Below are 15,819 nucleotides of genomic sequence, written 5' to 3'. Positions count from 1 at the left end.
GCATCCTCTTCTTTCTTTTGCAGGAATAGCCAAGCTAAAATTTGGAATGATAAGAAATAACTTGTCAACATATGGAGGATGGCTCATGAATCATGGCAATAAGCTGATTTCGGTCTGGCTCGCGTTCTCGATTATCATGCTTGGCGCCGGCTTAATCTGCCATGTATTGGCCATCCCAGCTATATTGGATGCTGCGGGCCGGGACGCCTGGCTGTCAATTATCGCGGCTGGCCCGTTATTTATTTTGTTTATGATCCTTATGTATGTGGTGATGAAAAGGGTTCACGGGCAAAGGCTGACGGATTGGGTTGCCCGTCAATTCGGCGTCGTACCGTCATGGATACTTCGCTTATCAGCGGCGCTGCTGCTGCTCGTCCTCGGAACCCATACCTTGTTTGAGACTTCCAACTGGACGGTATCCACCTACTTGCAGTTTACACCGTTATCCGTCGTCGTTATAGGGGGGGCGCTGGTGTCGGCCCTGGCTGCATTAAGGGGACTGCCTACGATTGCGATGACCTCTGCTATTTTGCTCCCCTTTGTAATTTTTCTCGGTTATTTTGTGATGGGAGCCAATACGAAATATAAAAACTATAATCAGCTGCTGCCGATGCTGGAGCATGGTATTGAGCCTGTCTGGCATGGGATGGTCTATGCATTGGCCGGCATGGTGGAGGTATGGACACTGCTGTTGTTTCAGCATGAGATTAAGAGCAAGGTGAAGCTATGGCATCTGCTCATTCTTGGTATCTTCATGGTCGGTATTACGCTCGGTCCAACCATTGGGGGAATAACGGAATTTGGGCCAGAGGAAGCGATGAAGCAGCGGATTACTCCCTATGATCAATGGAAGCTGGTTAACGTGGGCAAGCTGCTGCAGCATGTTGATTTTTTATCAATTTACCAGTGGCTGAGCGGCTCCTTTGCCCGAATCGCAATTGCGATGTACCTGATTGTGGATTTACTGGATATACGCCGTCCTCATAAAAGGATGATCGCTATCGCATGTATTACGGCCGTTATGTGCGGATTCTCCATTATTTGGTGGCGAATTGATCTTGTCTATGAATATGTGAACCATATTCAGTTTCCTGCTGTGCTTATTTACGCTTACAGCTTAACCATTCTGCTAGCGCTCCTCTGCTGGTGGCGCAAAGAAGATAAAGAGGTGGCATAAATGAAAGAAAAAAACACAAAGGACAGTGTGAGTAAACAAGCGAGCGATGATACAAAGGGCGGTAAGCCGGAGGATTCAAGAGCTGCCAGTGTATTGAATAATGCGATAAGCCAGAGCGGAGAAGCCGATCGCCGCGGCAGCAGCAAAGGGGGAACCGGCAGCGACGTCAGCGGAAATGATAAGGATGACCAGGGGCAGAAGCCGTTTCATATGTCCCAGCGGACGCTGGAGCAATTTTTCTCTTATTGCGACGATGTTATTGTCGATAGCCATCGTGTAGGCAATCCGCCTGTAGCCGCCATAATCGTCTATAACTGCGGCATGGCGGAGACAAATATGATCAATGATGTCATTATTCCCGAGCTGAACCGGATATTTGAGAAAACGAAGTTTCTGCGGGTGGTGGATGTCGAGAACGAAGCCAATCTCGTATGGGTGCAGGTAGATCCCAACACGAGTCAGTTTGGTGCGGAGGCGATGGCAGTCCGTGTCTTCGAGGGACATATGCTGTTCTGCATTCCTTCGCTGCAAGCGATGTGGAGCATCGATGTTTCCAATATTCCTACGCGGACACCAGAGGAATCGAGAACTGAGGTGACGATTCGCGGCTCCGGCGACGGCTTCATTGAACCGCTCGCTATTAACGTAGCCTTAATTCGGACACGTCTGCGGACCTCTGAATTAGCCTGCAAGTTTGAAGTGATCGGTACGCTTACCGCCAATAAAGTGGCTTTTTTATATATGCGTAATATCGCAAATGACGAAATGATCCAGCATGTACACCAGAAGCTTCAGAGTATTAAGGTCGAGAGACTCTTAACTTCCAATCAGCTGGAGGAGCTGCTTTCGCCGCTGCAATTTACCATTTTCCCGGTTACCCACTATACGGGAAGACCTGATTTTGCCGCTGAATGTCTCATTAACGGCCGCTTTGTCATTATCGTGGACGGCAACCCTAGCGCAATCATCGGACCTGTTAATTTGTTCCTGCTTCTGAAATCGCCGGAGGATGCTAACTTTCCGTTGTTTTCAGTTAATATAGGCAGGCTTCTGCGCTTTATGGGATTGTTCATTACGTTGTTTCTGCCGGGATTCTATATCGCGCTGACGACGTTTCATATGGATCAGGTGCCGTTCTCGCTTGTCGTCACGGTATCAACCGGACGAATGGGGCTTCCGATGGAGACCGCGGTGGAAATGTTCCTGATCATGATTCTGATGGAGCTGTTCCGCGAAGCGGGCGTCCGGCTGCCGATGGCGATCGGTCAGACACTTACGGTCGTTGGCGGACTTATTATTGGTGAATCGGCGATTCGGGCGGGAATCGTCTCCCCGCTCATGATTGTTGTTGTTGCCGTCACAATCGTTGCCGGAGCGACGGTCGTCAATCAGGTCATGTCGAGCTCGCTGATCATTATCCGGTTCGTTACGTTTATTTTGAGCGCGTCGCTTGGCATATACGGGTTCATTCTGTCACTGATTTTATTTTTGATCTACCTGACGGGTCTGGAATCATTTGGCGTTCCCTACCTGGCTCCGCTTAGTCCGCTTAACATTAAGCAAGCCTACGCTGCTTTATTCAAGCTGCCTCGTACCTGGAATAAACGGCGTCCCCTTTATCTTGAGACGAAGTCTCCGAGGAAGGATGAGGGCAATTGAAGCTTGCAAGGCTTAAAAGGATGGTGCATGTATTTCTTGCAGCTATGCTCATTATCATGACAGCCGGCTGCTGGAGTTCCACGGAAATTCAAAGCAACAGCTATGCGAAAGCACTGGGACTGGACTACTCCAATGGTATTTATACCGTATATGTGCAAATGCTTGAGTTTTCTACGGTGGCGAAAGGCGAGGGAGGGGCAGGCGGGAAGGTGCCTAACATATGGCTGGGCCATGGAAGCGGAAAGACGCTGGATATGGCAATTAACGAGCTGTACCGGACCTCTCAAATGCACATTACATGGGGGCATATTACTTCAATCGTTTTCTCCGAAAGGCTGCTTGAGAGCGGAAATTTGCATAAGGTGCTGGATATGGTCAGCCGTTATCCGGAATCCCGATATACGACATGGGTATACGGTACGAGGGATTCAATTGAGGAGCTTCTGAGCACCAATACGATATTTAACGAGTCGCCGTTGTCTTCCATCCTGCATGCTCCGCTTCCCTCATATAACGATGAATCGCTATATCCGCCGGTTCTTGCCCTTCGTTTTATTGCAGAATTGAATGGCAAGCAGAACCGGGCATATCTTCCGAACGTTGTAATTAACAAGAAGGACTGGACGGTTAATGAACGAGAGCAGAGCTTGCATCGCATCGATGGGGCTTTTTTTGAACGGGAGGGCAAATTCAAATATATTGCTCATAAAAAGCTCATCGGCTTTCCTTTTTTACAGCAGAAATTGCGCCGGCTGCAGGTGCTGCTAGAGGATGATCAGGGTGTAATTTACGGTTCGGTAAGTGTGGGATATCCAAATTTGAAAATTACACCAGTCTTGAACGGAACGGACGTTACCTTCAAAGTGAAGGCTAAATATAAAGCAGCCTTGTATGAGTATATCGAGCCGATGTCGTACGAGGATATGGTTCGTTTATGCGAGAAAGAAATCCAGCAGTATATTAAAACGACCTATGAAGCAGGCATTCAAACCGGTGTCGATGTCTTTGGACTGGAGGATAAGCTGTATCGGAAATACCCGAAGGTCTGGAAGGAAGTCAGTAATAATGGAACGGCAATGTTTCTGGATAAGCATTCGCTGGCGAAGATCGAAGTGGATATTAGCATTGCCTATAACGGCAAATACAAACGGCGGGTGTAATCAAATGCAGGCTCGTGCTGAGAGGATACGGCACGGGCCTTATTGGCGTCAATTAGCGCAATGTAATTTTACTGCTCCGCTCAGTAGGGGAATGACCGTAAATGTTTTTATAGGCGCGGTAAAAAGAAGAGTAATGCTGGAATCCCGCATTCATGGCTGCAGCACTGGCTGGATGGCCCTCCTGCATGAATTGGCTGGCAAGTACGACACGCTTGTGAACAATATAATGGCCGATCGTCGTACCAGTCGCCTTGCGAAACATTTTGTTCAAATGATGCTTGCTTATGAAAAAACGGGCGGAAAGCTCATCGAGTGTAATGTCGGATGTTAAACGCTCGTTCAGATAGGCTAGCACCGGGGCCATAGTCTGCGAGTGAAGCTCGGCTGTACGCCGATCCTTGCGGGAACGGCTCATGAATAGCAATTGCGAGAGCAGCGCCTCCAACCGGATTCGTGTGGAAAGCTCTCTGAAGTCCTCATCCATTTCACGACAATCCATTAGCTGCTCGAAATAGGCGGTCATGCTGGATTCCGCAGCACCCGGAAAGTAACAGTTACTGGAATCACCCTGTGAATGAAAAGGCAACAACAGCACTGTCCTCGCCTCGATAGGCAGCAGGCCGGGAACAAAATGAAGCGCATAACGCGCATACGGAACGGTACTCTCGATCTTCACTCCGTGGAAGACATTCGGCGGAATGAGAAGCAAGCTATGGGGAGTCGGCACGTAGCGCTTTCCTTCGATCAGATAGCTAACTTCGCCGGAAATGAAATAGAAAACCTCATAGAAAGGATGGCAATGCAGGGCGTACTCCTCCGTTTGCTGCTGATCCACGCTATAGTGGTAAATCATAGAATCAGTGCGTAATTCATGAACACTGCCCATACGGTCCCTCCTGCTTCGACTTTGCTATTAGTGTAAAAGAATACCGCTATATTTGCAATGTGAATGCTGTTATTTGCAATGGAAGAAAGCCTTTATTTTATTATACTAAAAGGGTAGTTCAACAGATATAATCGCTTTAGTAGATTGCAAATCAGAAGGATGGAAAGGCGGGTATTCAGATGTCCAAAATAACGGGAGCTCAGCTGTATACGATTCGCGATTTTGTCAAAACACCGGAGGAGATCGACCAATCACTTCGCAAAATTAAAGAAATCGGCTATACGACGATTCAAGCCTCGGGGCTGGGACCGATTCCGCCAGAAGAATTGGCTGCCATTGCTCGTTCTCATGGATTGCAGATCGTTTTGACACATATGCCTTATGAGCGCTTTGTTGATGACTTGGATGGCATTATCCGCGATCATCACACGCTTGGCTGCGGCTTGGCGGGCATCGGCGGCTTGCCTGTAGAATATCGGAATGCAGAAGGATATGTGGCATTTGCAGCCAAGTTCAATAGGATCGCTAAGGAGCTGGCGCAAAACGGGCTGAAATTCAGCTATCATAATCATCATTTCGAGTTTGAAAAGCATAACGGTAAGCTCGGTATCGAAACGCTGCTGGAAAACACCGATCCGGATAGCTTCCTGTTTACGCTTGATACGTATTGGGTACAGGCGGGTGGCGCCGATCCGAGCAGCTGGATCCGGAAGATGAAAGGAAGAATCGAAGCCATTCATTTGAAGGACATGGCGATTGTCGATGAGAAGACGATTATGGCCGAGGTGCTGGAAGGCAATCTGGAGTGGCCGGATATCTTCAAAGCGTGTGAGGAAGCGGATGTGAAATGGTATCTGGTGGAGCGGGATGGCGGTCCGACGGATGCGTTCGAAAGCTTGTCGATCAGTTACCGCAATTTGAAAAAAGCCGGGTTCCAATAGAAGGAAGCGTGGATTGGAAGATGTTCTGTCGATATCGTACAATAAAGCTGTTACCTATTCGACAGGAAGAGGTGTAGAGGTTGAAGTATAGAAGACTTGGCAGCACGGATTTGAATGTATCGGTCATTGGGATTGGAACATGGCAGTTCGGCGGCGAGTGGGGCCGGGAGTATACGCAGGAAGAAGCGGACGCCATTCTCGACAAAGGCCGGGAGCTCGGCATCAACCTCATCGATACGGCGGAATGCTATGGCGATCATCTGTCTGAATCGCTGATCGGCAGCTACATTGGCCGCCGCAGCCGCGAGGATTGGATCATTGCAACAAAGTTCGGCCATCATTTTCATGAACGATTTTCCCGGACAGACGTATTCGACGCCAAAGGTGTCATTGCCCAGCTGGATGCTTCGCTCAAAGCGCTGCAGACCGACTATATCGATCTTTATCAATTTCATTCTGGTCCTGATGCGGCGTTTGACAATGACGAGCTGTGGGACACGCTGAACAAGCAGGTCGAGGCGGGAAAAATCCGGTTTCTAGGCACTTCGATCGGCAGCAACGACAACTTGCATCAGACTGATGCTTCAACTAAAGTGAACTCGCGGGCGATTCAGGTGGTCTACAACCGTCTGGACCGTGTGCCGGAAGAACGCGTATTTCCTTCCTGTGAGCGCCAAGACTTGGGCGTCCTTGCTCGTGTGCCGCTTGCCAGCGGCTATCTGAGCGGCAAGTATAAGCCGGGCGCTGTATTCGGCAGTACAGACGTGCGCCACCGGCATGATGCCGACAATACGCGGCAGAAGCTGGAGGAGGTCGAGCGCATTCAGCGTGAGGAAGTGCCGCAGGGCGTCGACATGGCTAGCTGGGCGCTTGCGTGGTGCTTGAACAATCCGGTCGTCACGGCGGTCATTCCAGGCTGCAAAGACCCGGCTCAAGTAGAAGCCAACGCACGAGCAGCAGAACTGATCTAATGAAATAGGAAATATCGCATGCATCATGTATGCATGCGGTCATAGTTAGAGTCTCTTAAATTTTTATTAAGGGGCTCTTTTTTTGTGGGAAATGTTTGCTAACGTTTTCTAACACATCCGTGCTATGCACCTTAAACCTTCTATTCCCTGCAGGTGAGCTAAGGATTTAACCGTTTTATTGGCTCTTTGCAGGACGTGCAGCTGTAGCGTGTCACAAATCACCAATCAAAATGTAAAAGTACATGTTGTCAGCCGTATTTTTGGCGATTTATCGAATCAAAATGCAAAAGTGCAGGCTGATTGATCTAAAATGACTCTATGGAGCTAAATAGGGCGATTTCAAATGTACTTTTGCATTTTGATCGCTGTTTTCGGCTATTTGAGGCTCATCTACTTGCACTTTTACATTTTGTTTTACACTTGGTATAGGCGGTCAATGCTTATGAAGCTGATTTCGATCTGGACTGGACTGGCACTGCTCTTTGAACAACTTATTGTGTGAATAGGGTGAGCGGAGCGTTTTGAGTTCATGATGATTTTTTGCAGATTCTATTCAGTATCACCGTGTTAGCGGTGGGGAATGGAATCAAGAATAGCAGCATGGACCAAAACGCGCAGCGACCCCATCTAACATATAAGGTTTAAAAATATGGAAATGAACCTGTGAGAATGAGGTAAGCGGAGCGTTTTGAGTTCATGATGATTTTTTGCAGATTCTCTCCATTATCACCGTGCTAGCGGTGAAGAAAGGAATCAAGAATAGCAGCATGGACCAAAACGCGCAGCGACCCCGTGTATTTTTATAGAAACGAAACAACACAATCAAACGTAAACAAATAACCGGTTAGAAATAGTTCCAAAACCAGAGATTTCCCAATAATCTATTATTGAGTATCGTATCTTTTTCGAATAAACTAGATCTAGCAGCGGGAGTTGCGGGTGATCAATAGAGCGGGAGTGAAAAGCGGCATGAATGCCACCACCACCAGTTTAGAGGATGCGCTAGCGTACGTTATCCATAATTTGAAACGTCTATTAAAGGCGGACAAGCTTTTCATTACCGCTTGCGATGGAGCCAACAACCGCATTATTAAAGCATTTAATCACCTTGAGCCGGCTATGCAGGATCAGCCCGGCGACCCGGATGCGGTAACGATGGGATTGACAGCGGACAATCCGCGCCTTTCCGTGCCGATTGTCACGGCAGACAACCATACGTACGGCACGATTCATATCGTACACAGGGAGCCGTTTGAGCCTTCCGATGAGCAATTGATGCAGCTGCAATCGATGGCCGCTTTTATTGCTTATGCTATCGATCTGGAGAATGCGGCCGTCACGGATAGCTTGACTGGCTTGTACAATCGCCGCTATCTTCATAAGCTGTTTGATAATGGGGAAGCGCCTTCTGGTGTTATGTTTATCGATTTGAATGATTTTAAATGGATTAATGATCAATTTGGCCATGAAACCGGTGATAAACTGCTGATCCAAATTTCGAATCGTTTGCGAAGCCATTTGCGCAAAAGCGATCGTATCATCCGGTACGGAGGCGACGAATTTCTGATCTGCTTTCCGCAATTGGCGGAGGAGAGCGGCATTCGCACGGTTAAGGAGAAGATCGAAAGATCGTTTGAAGCTCCGTTTCTTACTGATGATGTTCCTGTTTTCATTACGGCTAGCATCGGAGTGAGCTCCAATCAGGGTGTCTACGTCAGTCTGAGACAGCTCATTGCCAATGCCGATCAAGCGATGTATACAGCCAAACAGAATTATAAAAACAGCCTTTGAAGCACCGGTTGACCGACCGGCAGCCTCAAAGGCTGTTTTTTTTGAATTCTTACTGCAGCTCGACCCGTTTAAAATGAAGCTCGCAGATTGTGCCTTCATTGGGTTTGCTCCGAAACATAATTTTCCCATCCATCGTTTTTATCATACTCATGACGACCATAAGGCCGAGGCCCGTTCCATTTTCTTTCGTTGTAAAATAAGGTTTGCCCAGTCGTTTTACTTGTGACTTATCCATTCCGGCGCCTGTATCGCGGATTATAATATGAACAGAATTTTGTGCCAGCTGAGTTTGCACCGTTAATTTGCCGCCGTCCGGCATCGATTCGATTGCATTTTTCATCACGTTGAGCAGACATTGCTGCAATTTTTTCGACTCACCGAGTATGAGCAGCTTCTCCCGTGATAAATGCTGGATATCGATTTCAATGTTCGACAGTGCCGAGTAGGGCTGCAGCCAAGGGATAATGCCGTCGATCTCTATCTGCACATCTAATAGCTGGCTTTTTTCTTCATTAGGCTTGGAAAAGTTTAAATAGTCGGTAATGATCGTACTAGCGAGATCGACCCCTTCGAAGGCATATTTCCGGTAACGGTCCAGCGTTACACGATCAAGATCCTCCTTGCCCATTAATTGAAGAAAACCTCTCGTTGTTGTGAGCGGATTGCGAATTTCATGAGAAATGGAAGCGGCTAGATGGCCGATCATTTGATATTTTTCAGACATAATCAGTTCTTGTTGAAAGCGTTCCTGATGCTTGACGTGGAAGTAGATGTAGTTGATGAATAAGGACGAAAGAAGGTTTGCTGCGCCAATTAAGGCCAGAGTACGAAATTCGAATGAGCCGCCTTGCAATAGGCTAATCGTTGTAAAAATCGTCAGATGGATGAAGACAAGGGCAAAAAATCTTAAGGACATTCGCAGCTGAGAGACAGTTTCGAGCTTATAGTGACATAAAAGTCCAGAGGCAAAGAGTACGACGCTCGAAAGTAAGGTCGTGAGCGGATCATTGTGCATAATAAAGATGCCGCCGATGCAGAAGGCCGCCCAAGTAGCAATGCCAGGCAGCATTCCTTCGTATAAAACGGCCAGCGTCAACGAAATTGGCGTTAGATGCAGCGCATACACAAGCGGATCGGTTTGTTCCAATCCTAAATAGACGATAGACAATAGTCCTAGAATAGCGATGAATAGAAGCTTGCGGCGATTGTGGGAATAAGAGAATCTCGGAGTAATAATGACTAACATTAACCCCGCCGTCATAATATACATTAGACCATGAATAATAGAAGTTAGTATCGGGATAATAGCAGACAACATCCTTTTCGACTAAAAATCATGAATTAAAACCTATAATATGTAAACAATCTGGTACAATCTATGTTAATAATACAACAGTCAGGATTAGATTACCATAAACATAATAAAGATAAAGGATCGCAATCGCTCTGATTGACATTCCCATACCAAAGCCGTCATACCGCAGCTCAGCCAAGCATACATATGGTATGAACGGTATTAACATGTACAGGGGGATGGCGGATGAACCAGGACGATATCCGCGCTTTGGAGCGGTCTATTGATGAGATTACGGAAATCGCGGAAGGGTTCGGCCTTGATTTTTATCCAATGCGTTATGAGATTTGTCCGGCGGACATCATTTATACGTTTGGCGCTTATGGCATGCCGACGAGATTCAGCCATTGGAGCTTTGGTAAAACCTTCAACAAGATGAAAATGCAATATGACTTTGGACTTAGTAAAATTTATGAGCTGGTCATTAATTCCAATCCTTGTTATGCATTCCTGTTGGAAGGCAACTCGCTGATTCAGAACAAGCTCATTGTTGCGCATGTACTTGCCCATTGCGATTTTTTCAAAAACAATGCCCGCTTCGGAGCGACGAACCGCAATATGGTGGAAAGCATGTCTGCAACGGCTGACCGCATTCATCAGTATGAGATGGATCACGGCTCGGAGGCGGTTGAGAAATTTATCGATGCGGTGCTTGCAATCCAGGAGCATGTAGATCCAACAATTATAAAACCGTACCAGTTGGACAAAATGCGCTATATTGAGCTCTTGACGAAAGAAAAGAACCGCTCCTCGAAAATCAACAGCGTATCCGACTACGAGGATTTATGGTCGCTGGATGAGGAAGAGAGCGAGGCTGCTGAAGAGGAGGCAATCGCGGCAGCGGCAGCCGCCAAGCGGTTTCCTCCGGAGCCGGAAAAGGATCTGCTTTGGTTTATTGAGGAATATTCACCACAAATGACAGACTGGCAGCGTGATATTTTATCGATGCTGCGAGATGAAATGCTCTACTTCTGGCCGCAAATCGAGACAAAGATCATGAATGAGGGCTGGGCTTCGTACTGGCATCAACGCATCATACGCGAGCTTTCGTTGACTAGTGATGAGACGATCGAGTTTGCCAAGCTGAATTCATCTGTCGTCGTGCCGTCCCGGCATAGCTTAAATCCGTATTACTTGGGCTTGAAAATATTTGAGGACATCGAACGCCGCTGGGATAATCCGACTGCCCGTGAGAAAGAACGCTTTGGACGCGTTCCGGGGCAGGGACGCAGCAAAATGTTCGAAGTGAGGGAAGCGGATTCCGACATTTCATTCCTTCGCAATTATTTAACCAAGGAGTTGGTGGATGATCTTGACCTGTACATCTTTGAGAAGAAGGGACCGGAGTGGAAAATAACCGATAAGTCATGGGAAAACATCCGGGAGCAGCTCGTTTATTCTAAAGTGAATGGAGGTTTCCCGAACATCGTCGTATTTGATGGTGATTTTAACCGGGTAGGTGAGCTTTATTTGAAGCATAGCTATGAGGGGACAGAGCTGGATCTGAAATATGTAGAGCGCACGCTGCCTTACGTCGTTCAGCTCTGGGGGAAATCGGTTCATCTCGAGACGATCGTAGAGGATAAAAAAATCGTATTTAGCTGTGATGGGAAAAAGACGAGCCGGAAGTTCGTGTAACTACCGGACATAATTGCGAGTGATAGCAATAAGAAAAGCCCGGCGCATCTGCGCCGGGCTTTCACTTTATACAGATTGTTGCGGAATTAGCCTTCCAGCAACAGCGTTTCTGGATCTTCAAGCATTGCTTTTACTTTAACTAAGAAGCGAACCGCTTCGGAGCCGTCTACGATCCGGTGATCGTAAGTAAGCGCAATGTACATCATCGGACGGTTTTCCGAACGCTCAGCGTCGATTGCCATCGGACGAAGCTGGATTTTGTGCATACCGAGAATGCCGACTTGCGGAGCATTCAGAATCGGCGTCGACAGCAGGGAACCGAATGTGCCGCCGTTCGTGATTGTGAATGTGCCGCCTTGCAGCTCAGCCAGACCAAGCGAGTTGGTGCGTGCTTTGCCGGCAAGATCAACGATTTGCTTCTCGATTTCAGCGAAGCTTAGACGGTCTGCGTCGCGCACGACTGGAACAACCAAGCCTTCTTTAGCGGAAACCGCGATACCGATATCGTAAAACTGCTTCGCAATAATATCGTCGCCGTCGATCTCAGCGTTCAGAAGAGGGAATTCCTTCAATGCCCCAACTACAGCCTTTGTAAAGAAGGACATAAAGCCGAGGTTGACGTCATGCTTGTCGAAGAAAGCTTGTTTGCGGCGTTTACGAACGTCCATAATCGCTGTCATGTCCACTTCGTTGAACGTTGTCAGCATGGCAGCTGTTCTTTGCGCTTCAACGAGACGGTTGGCAATTGTTGCCCGGCGACGGGACATTTTCTTGCGCTCGTAAGGCTTGTTCGACGTAAAGGCCGGTTGAGCTGCTGCTTTTGGAGCAGGAGCAGCTGCAGGAGCTGCCGGCTGTTGTCCATAACCGCGAACGTCGTCCGAGCTAACACGGCTCAGCGACGATTGTGCTTGCGACAGGTCGATGCCTTTTTCTCTTGCAAGCTTTCTAGCTGCTGGAGAAGCGTTTACTTGACCGCCTTTATCTGCAGCCGGAGGAGCTGTTGGTGCCGCAGCAGGAACAGGTGCAGCTTCTTGAGCAGGAGCTTTGGCAGGCTCAGCTGCCGGTGCAGCAGCTGGAGCCGGAGCAGCGCCGCTGCCCGCTCCGATGCTGCCGATAACTTCACCAATTTGCACGGTGTCGCCTTCGTTGCGTGTAATTTCTTGCAGTACGCCGTCTTGCTCTGCACTAATTTCAATATTGACTTTATCGGTTTCAAGCTCTAGAAGCACGTCGCCTTGTTTAACTGCGTCTCCTACTTTAACGACCCATTTCGAAATTGTTCCTTCTGTAATGGATTCGCCCATGGCTGGAACTATAATTTGTTGCAATGCGACTACCTCCCCGAGTTGGTTGTAAGTGATGGATTATATTTCAACGTTTGCAAAAGGATATGCTGTTGTTCAAAAGCGTGTACCTGCTGGAAGCCGCTTGCCGTACTGGAGCGTTCTGGACGTCCAATGTAGCTTACGCTTACGCCTGCTGGTGCGATCTTGCGAACGCGAGGCTCCATATAGCTCCAAGCGCCCATGTTGTGCGGCTCTTCTTGAACCCATACGATTTCCTTCAAGCTCGGCAGACGCTCGATAATCGCTTTGATTTCTTTATCCGGGAACGGATAGAGCTGCTCGACGCGAACGACGTGAAGCCAGTCCTTGTCTCCATTCTCATCTTTTTCAATCGCTTCTTCGATATCGATAGCCATTTTGCCTGTGGCAAGCACCAGACGCTCTACGCGATCCGGACGAGCGCCAAGACCTGGCTGCTCTACAACTAGCTTGAAGCTGCCTTCGCTAAGCTCGCTCACGCTGGAAGCGACGCGCGGGTTGCGGATAAGGCTCTTCGGCGCCATAACGATAAGCGGACGAGCGGCTTCGCTCTCCGTAATCGAGGCTTGACGGCGCAGCAAGTGATAGTATTGCGCAGCGCTGGACAAGTTGGCCACTGTCCAGTTCTCTTCGCCCGAAAGCTGAAGGAAACGCTCCAGACGCGCGCTGGAATGCTCTGGTCCTTGGCCTTCATAGCCGTGAGGGAGAAGCATAACCAAGCTGGACTTCTGCTGCCACTTGGAACGGCCCGCAGATATGAATTGATCGATCAGCACTTGCGCTACGTTCGTGAAGTCGCCGTATTGCGCTTCCCAGATTACGAGCGTCTCCGGTGCGTGAACGTTATAGCCATATTCGAAGCCAAGCACGGCAGCCTCAGACAGCGGGCTGTTATGAATGGCGAATGAAGCTTTCGCTTGCGGCAATTGATGCAGCGGGCTGAACGTATTGCCAGTCTCGGCGTCATGCAGGACCAGGTTGCGGTGAGCAAAGGTAGCGCGCTCTACGTCTTGGCCGCTGATCCGAATCGGCTTGCCTTCGGTGAGAATCGTAGCGAAGGCAAGCGTCTCCGCATGGCCCCAATCCAGTTTCTCTCCATCATTAAGCGCCGTTGCACGGCGTTCCAATATACGCTGCAGCTTCGGATAGACCGTAAAGTTATCCGGCCAGCGGAGCAGCTCGGTATTAATTTCGCGAAGCGTCTCGACGGAAACGGCTTTAACATCCTTGCCGAATTCCTGATCGCGAGGCAAGGATGGCGTTTGGTGGACAGGCTCTTTGCCGTCGCGTGCCTTCACTTCCTCGTAGGCGGCTTTCAGCGTATCAATAACGCTTTGCTTCAAAGCTTCAGCATCAGCTTCTGTAATCGCGCCTGCTGCTACCAGTTTGTCCGCATAGATGCGGCTAACGGTAGGATGAGCTTTCACTTTGCGGTAAATAAGCGGTTGAGTCGTTTCTGGATCATCCGTCTCATTATGTCCGTATTTGCGGTAGCCGACCAAGTCGATCAAGAAGTCTTTCTTGAAGACCGTCCGGTATTCGGATGCCATCCGTGCTGCAGTGATAACGGCTTCTGGATCGTCGGCATTGACATGAACGATCGGAATTTCATAGCCTTTCGCAACGTCGCTCGCATAATGCGTCGAGCGGGAGTCGTGGCTTTCCGTCGTAAAGCCGATGCGGTTGTTGACGATAATGTGAAGCGTACCGCCATGCGAGTAGCCTTTCAGCTGCGCGATGTTCAGCGTCTCCGCTACGATGCCTTCGCCAGGGAAGGCTGCATCGCCGTGCATAATAATCGAAGCAGCTGCTTCGAGGTTTTGCTGCGGGTAGCCCGGCTTGCTGCGGTCGTCTTGTGCCGCACGAGTGAAGCCTTCAACGACAGGGTTGACGAACTCCAAGTGGCTCGGGTTGTTCGCAAGCGTAATACGGGTTTCGACCGTCTCGCCGTTTTTGAACGAGCGGTTGGCGCCCAAGTGATATTTAACGTCGCCGGTCCATCCATAGTTGATGCCGATGGAACCTTCGGACGGAATAAGTTTTTTGTTAGGTGAATGGTGAAACTCAGAGAAAATTTTGCTGTATGGCTTGCCAAGGACATGGGCCAGAATGTTCAAGCGGCCGCGATGCGCCATCCCCATCAGGATATGGCTGACTCCGTCATTGGAAAGCTCATGAACCATTTCGTCCACGAGAGCGACCAGTACGTCGTTGCCTTCAACGGAGAACCGCTTTTGACCGACGAAAGTACGCTGCAGGAAGTCTTCAAACTGCTCGGCTTCGTAAAGCTTTTTAAGCAGCTGCTTCTGTTCTTCTGCCTTCATGGAGAAGTCCGGAATTTCTTTCTCGACTTTTTGTTTCAGCCACAGGCGTTCTTCTTCATTATGAACATGGCTGAATTCGTAAGCGAGGGTGCCGGTGTAGGCTTTGCGAAGCTTCTCTATCGCTTCCAGACCGTTGGATACGTCGGAAGGGGCTTTTGTCCATACGAGCTCGGCAGGCAACGCTGCGAGGTCTGCTGATGTTAAGCCGTAAGTTGCCGCATCCAGCATATTCGTGTTCGACTTTGGACTAATATCCAGTGGATCAATGTCCGCAGCCAAATGGCCGAAGGCACGTATGTTCCATACGAATTTGCCTGCGGCTACGAGATTTTGCAATACTTTAGCGTTAATGTGGGAAGTGCCTTCAGAAGCGGCTCCAATTGGAGCGCTTTGTTGTCCGGCGTATTGAGGCGGCTCGCCCCAGCGCGCGAACAGATCGCGGTATTCCGCTACGACCGATTCGGGATTTTGCTTGTACAATTCATATTGTTCTTGCACATAACCAAGGTTGGGCCCGTAATACGATGCCCAAGGGTTTTGCGTCTGATCATTACCAGCTGACATTGTCAGATACCTCCGCCTTACGGATTTTG

The 15,819-nt window shown here is 48.8% G+C and carries 11 protein-coding genes; 7 read left to right on the top strand and 4 right to left on the bottom strand.

Annotation, left to right across the window (positions count from 1 at the left end; translation table 11 throughout):
* Positions 1 to 85: 85 nt before the first annotated feature.
* From TY10_RS15295 to TY10_RS15285, 3 genes are read left to right on the top strand one after another with little or no spacing between them, the layout of a single operon-like run.
* The gene (locus TY10_RS15295; RefSeq protein WP_042165143.1) at positions 86 to 1,177 is read left to right on the top strand and encodes a GerAB/ArcD/ProY family transporter; all 1,092 of its coding nucleotides are present in this window, start codon (positions 86 to 88) and stop codon (positions 1,175 to 1,177) included.
* The gene (locus tag TY10_RS15290) at positions 1,178 to 2,836 is read left to right on the top strand and encodes a spore germination protein (RefSeq protein WP_238327659.1); all 1,659 of its coding nucleotides are present in this window, start codon (positions 1,178 to 1,180) and stop codon (positions 2,834 to 2,836) included.
* A complete protein-coding gene (locus tag TY10_RS15285; RefSeq protein ID WP_042165142.1) occupies positions 2,833 to 3,996 on the top strand; it encodes a Ger(x)C family spore germination protein in 1,164 nt (387 codons plus the stop codon). Before TY10_RS15290 ends, TY10_RS15285 begins: the two co-directional genes overlap by 4 nt.
* Before the next feature lie 52 nt (positions 3,997 to 4,048).
* On the opposite strand, the gene TY10_RS15280 is transcribed toward TY10_RS15285, so the two are convergent.
* Positions 4,049 to 4,882, bottom strand: a complete 834-nt coding sequence (locus tag TY10_RS15280) for a helix-turn-helix transcriptional regulator (RefSeq protein WP_042165140.1) — start codon at positions 4,880 to 4,882, stop codon at positions 4,049 to 4,051.
* A 179-nt stretch (positions 4,883 to 5,061) separates the two neighbouring features.
* On the opposite strand from TY10_RS15280, the gene TY10_RS15275 reads away from it, so the two are divergent.
* From TY10_RS15275 to TY10_RS28895, 3 genes are all read left to right on the top strand, one after another.
* Positions 5,062 to 5,823 carry a sugar phosphate isomerase/epimerase family protein gene (locus TY10_RS15275; protein ID WP_042165137.1) on the top strand — a complete coding sequence of 254 codons (762 nt, stop codon included), beginning with the start codon at positions 5,062 to 5,064 and terminating at the stop codon, positions 5,821 to 5,823.
* Positions 5,824 to 5,903: 80 nt separating this feature from the next.
* Positions 5,904 to 6,794, top strand: coding sequence for an aldo/keto reductase (locus TY10_RS15270; protein ID WP_042165135.1), 891 nt, complete (start codon positions 5,904 to 5,906; stop codon positions 6,792 to 6,794).
* A 939-nt stretch (positions 6,795 to 7,733) separates the two neighbouring features.
* Positions 7,734 to 8,585 carry a sensor domain-containing diguanylate cyclase gene (locus tag TY10_RS28895; RefSeq protein WP_155985884.1) on the top strand — a complete coding sequence of 284 codons (852 nt, stop codon included), beginning with the start codon at positions 7,734 to 7,736 and terminating at the stop codon, positions 8,583 to 8,585.
* Positions 8,586 to 8,634: 49 nt separating this feature from the next.
* Here TY10_RS28895 and TY10_RS15260 read toward each other — a convergent pair whose 3' ends face one another.
* A complete protein-coding gene (locus TY10_RS15260) occupies positions 8,635 to 9,831 on the bottom strand; it encodes an ATP-binding protein (protein ID WP_238327656.1) in 1,197 nt (398 codons plus the stop codon).
* A gap of 294 nt (positions 9,832 to 10,125) precedes the next feature.
* Between TY10_RS15260 and TY10_RS15255 the strand changes: the two genes are divergently transcribed.
* Positions 10,126 to 11,577 carry a SpoVR family protein gene (locus TY10_RS15255; protein ID WP_042165133.1) on the top strand — a complete coding sequence of 484 codons (1,452 nt, stop codon included), beginning with the start codon at positions 10,126 to 10,128 and terminating at the stop codon, positions 11,575 to 11,577.
* A gap of 86 nt (positions 11,578 to 11,663) precedes the next feature.
* Here the strand turns inward: TY10_RS15255 and odhB are convergent, their stop codons facing one another.
* Both odhB and TY10_RS15245 read right to left on the bottom strand, forming a co-directional pair.
* Positions 11,664 to 12,905 (bottom strand): 2-oxoglutarate dehydrogenase complex dihydrolipoyllysine-residue succinyltransferase, encoded by a 1,242-nt coding sequence (odhB, locus tag TY10_RS15250; RefSeq protein ID WP_081735302.1) that lies wholly within the window; start codon positions 12,903 to 12,905, stop codon positions 11,664 to 11,666.
* Positions 12,906 to 12,910: 5 nt separating this feature from the next.
* Positions 12,911 to 15,790 (bottom strand): 2-oxoglutarate dehydrogenase E1 component, encoded by a 2,880-nt coding sequence (locus tag TY10_RS15245; RefSeq protein WP_042165129.1) that lies wholly within the window; start codon positions 15,788 to 15,790, stop codon positions 12,911 to 12,913.
* Between the last annotated feature and the right edge of the window lie 29 nt (positions 15,791 to 15,819).

Origin of the sequence: Paenibacillus gorillae, from assembly GCF_000513275.1 — a bacterium.
In the GTDB taxonomy this organism is placed as follows: Bacteria; Bacillota; Bacilli; order Paenibacillales; family Paenibacillaceae; genus Pristimantibacillus; species Pristimantibacillus gorillae.
Note: the sequence above shows the minus strand (reverse complement) of the source record. Positions and strands in the feature narration are given on the sequence as shown.

Coding starts and splice junctions, on each gene's coding strand:
- TY10_RS15295 (WP_042165143.1), top strand. CDS start 86: ATGAATCATGGCAATAAGCTGATTTCGGTCTGGCTCGCGTTCTCGATT.
- TY10_RS15290 (WP_238327659.1), top strand. CDS start 1,178: ATGAAAGAAAAAAACACAAAGGACAGTGTGAGTAAACAAGCGAGCGAT.
- TY10_RS15260 (WP_238327656.1), bottom strand. CDS start 9,831: ATGTTAGTCATTATTACTCCGAGATTCTCTTATTCCCACAATCGCCGC.
- TY10_RS15245 (WP_042165129.1), bottom strand. CDS start 15,790: ATGTCAGCTGGTAATGATCAGACGCAAAACCCTTGGGCATCGTATTAC.
- TY10_RS15255 (WP_042165133.1), top strand. CDS start 10,126: ATGAACCAGGACGATATCCGCGCTTTGGAGCGGTCTATTGATGAGATT.
- TY10_RS15275 (WP_042165137.1), top strand. CDS start 5,062: ATGTCCAAAATAACGGGAGCTCAGCTGTATACGATTCGCGATTTTGTC.
- TY10_RS15280 (WP_042165140.1), bottom strand. CDS start 4,882: ATGGGCAGTGTTCATGAATTACGCACTGATTCTATGATTTACCACTAT.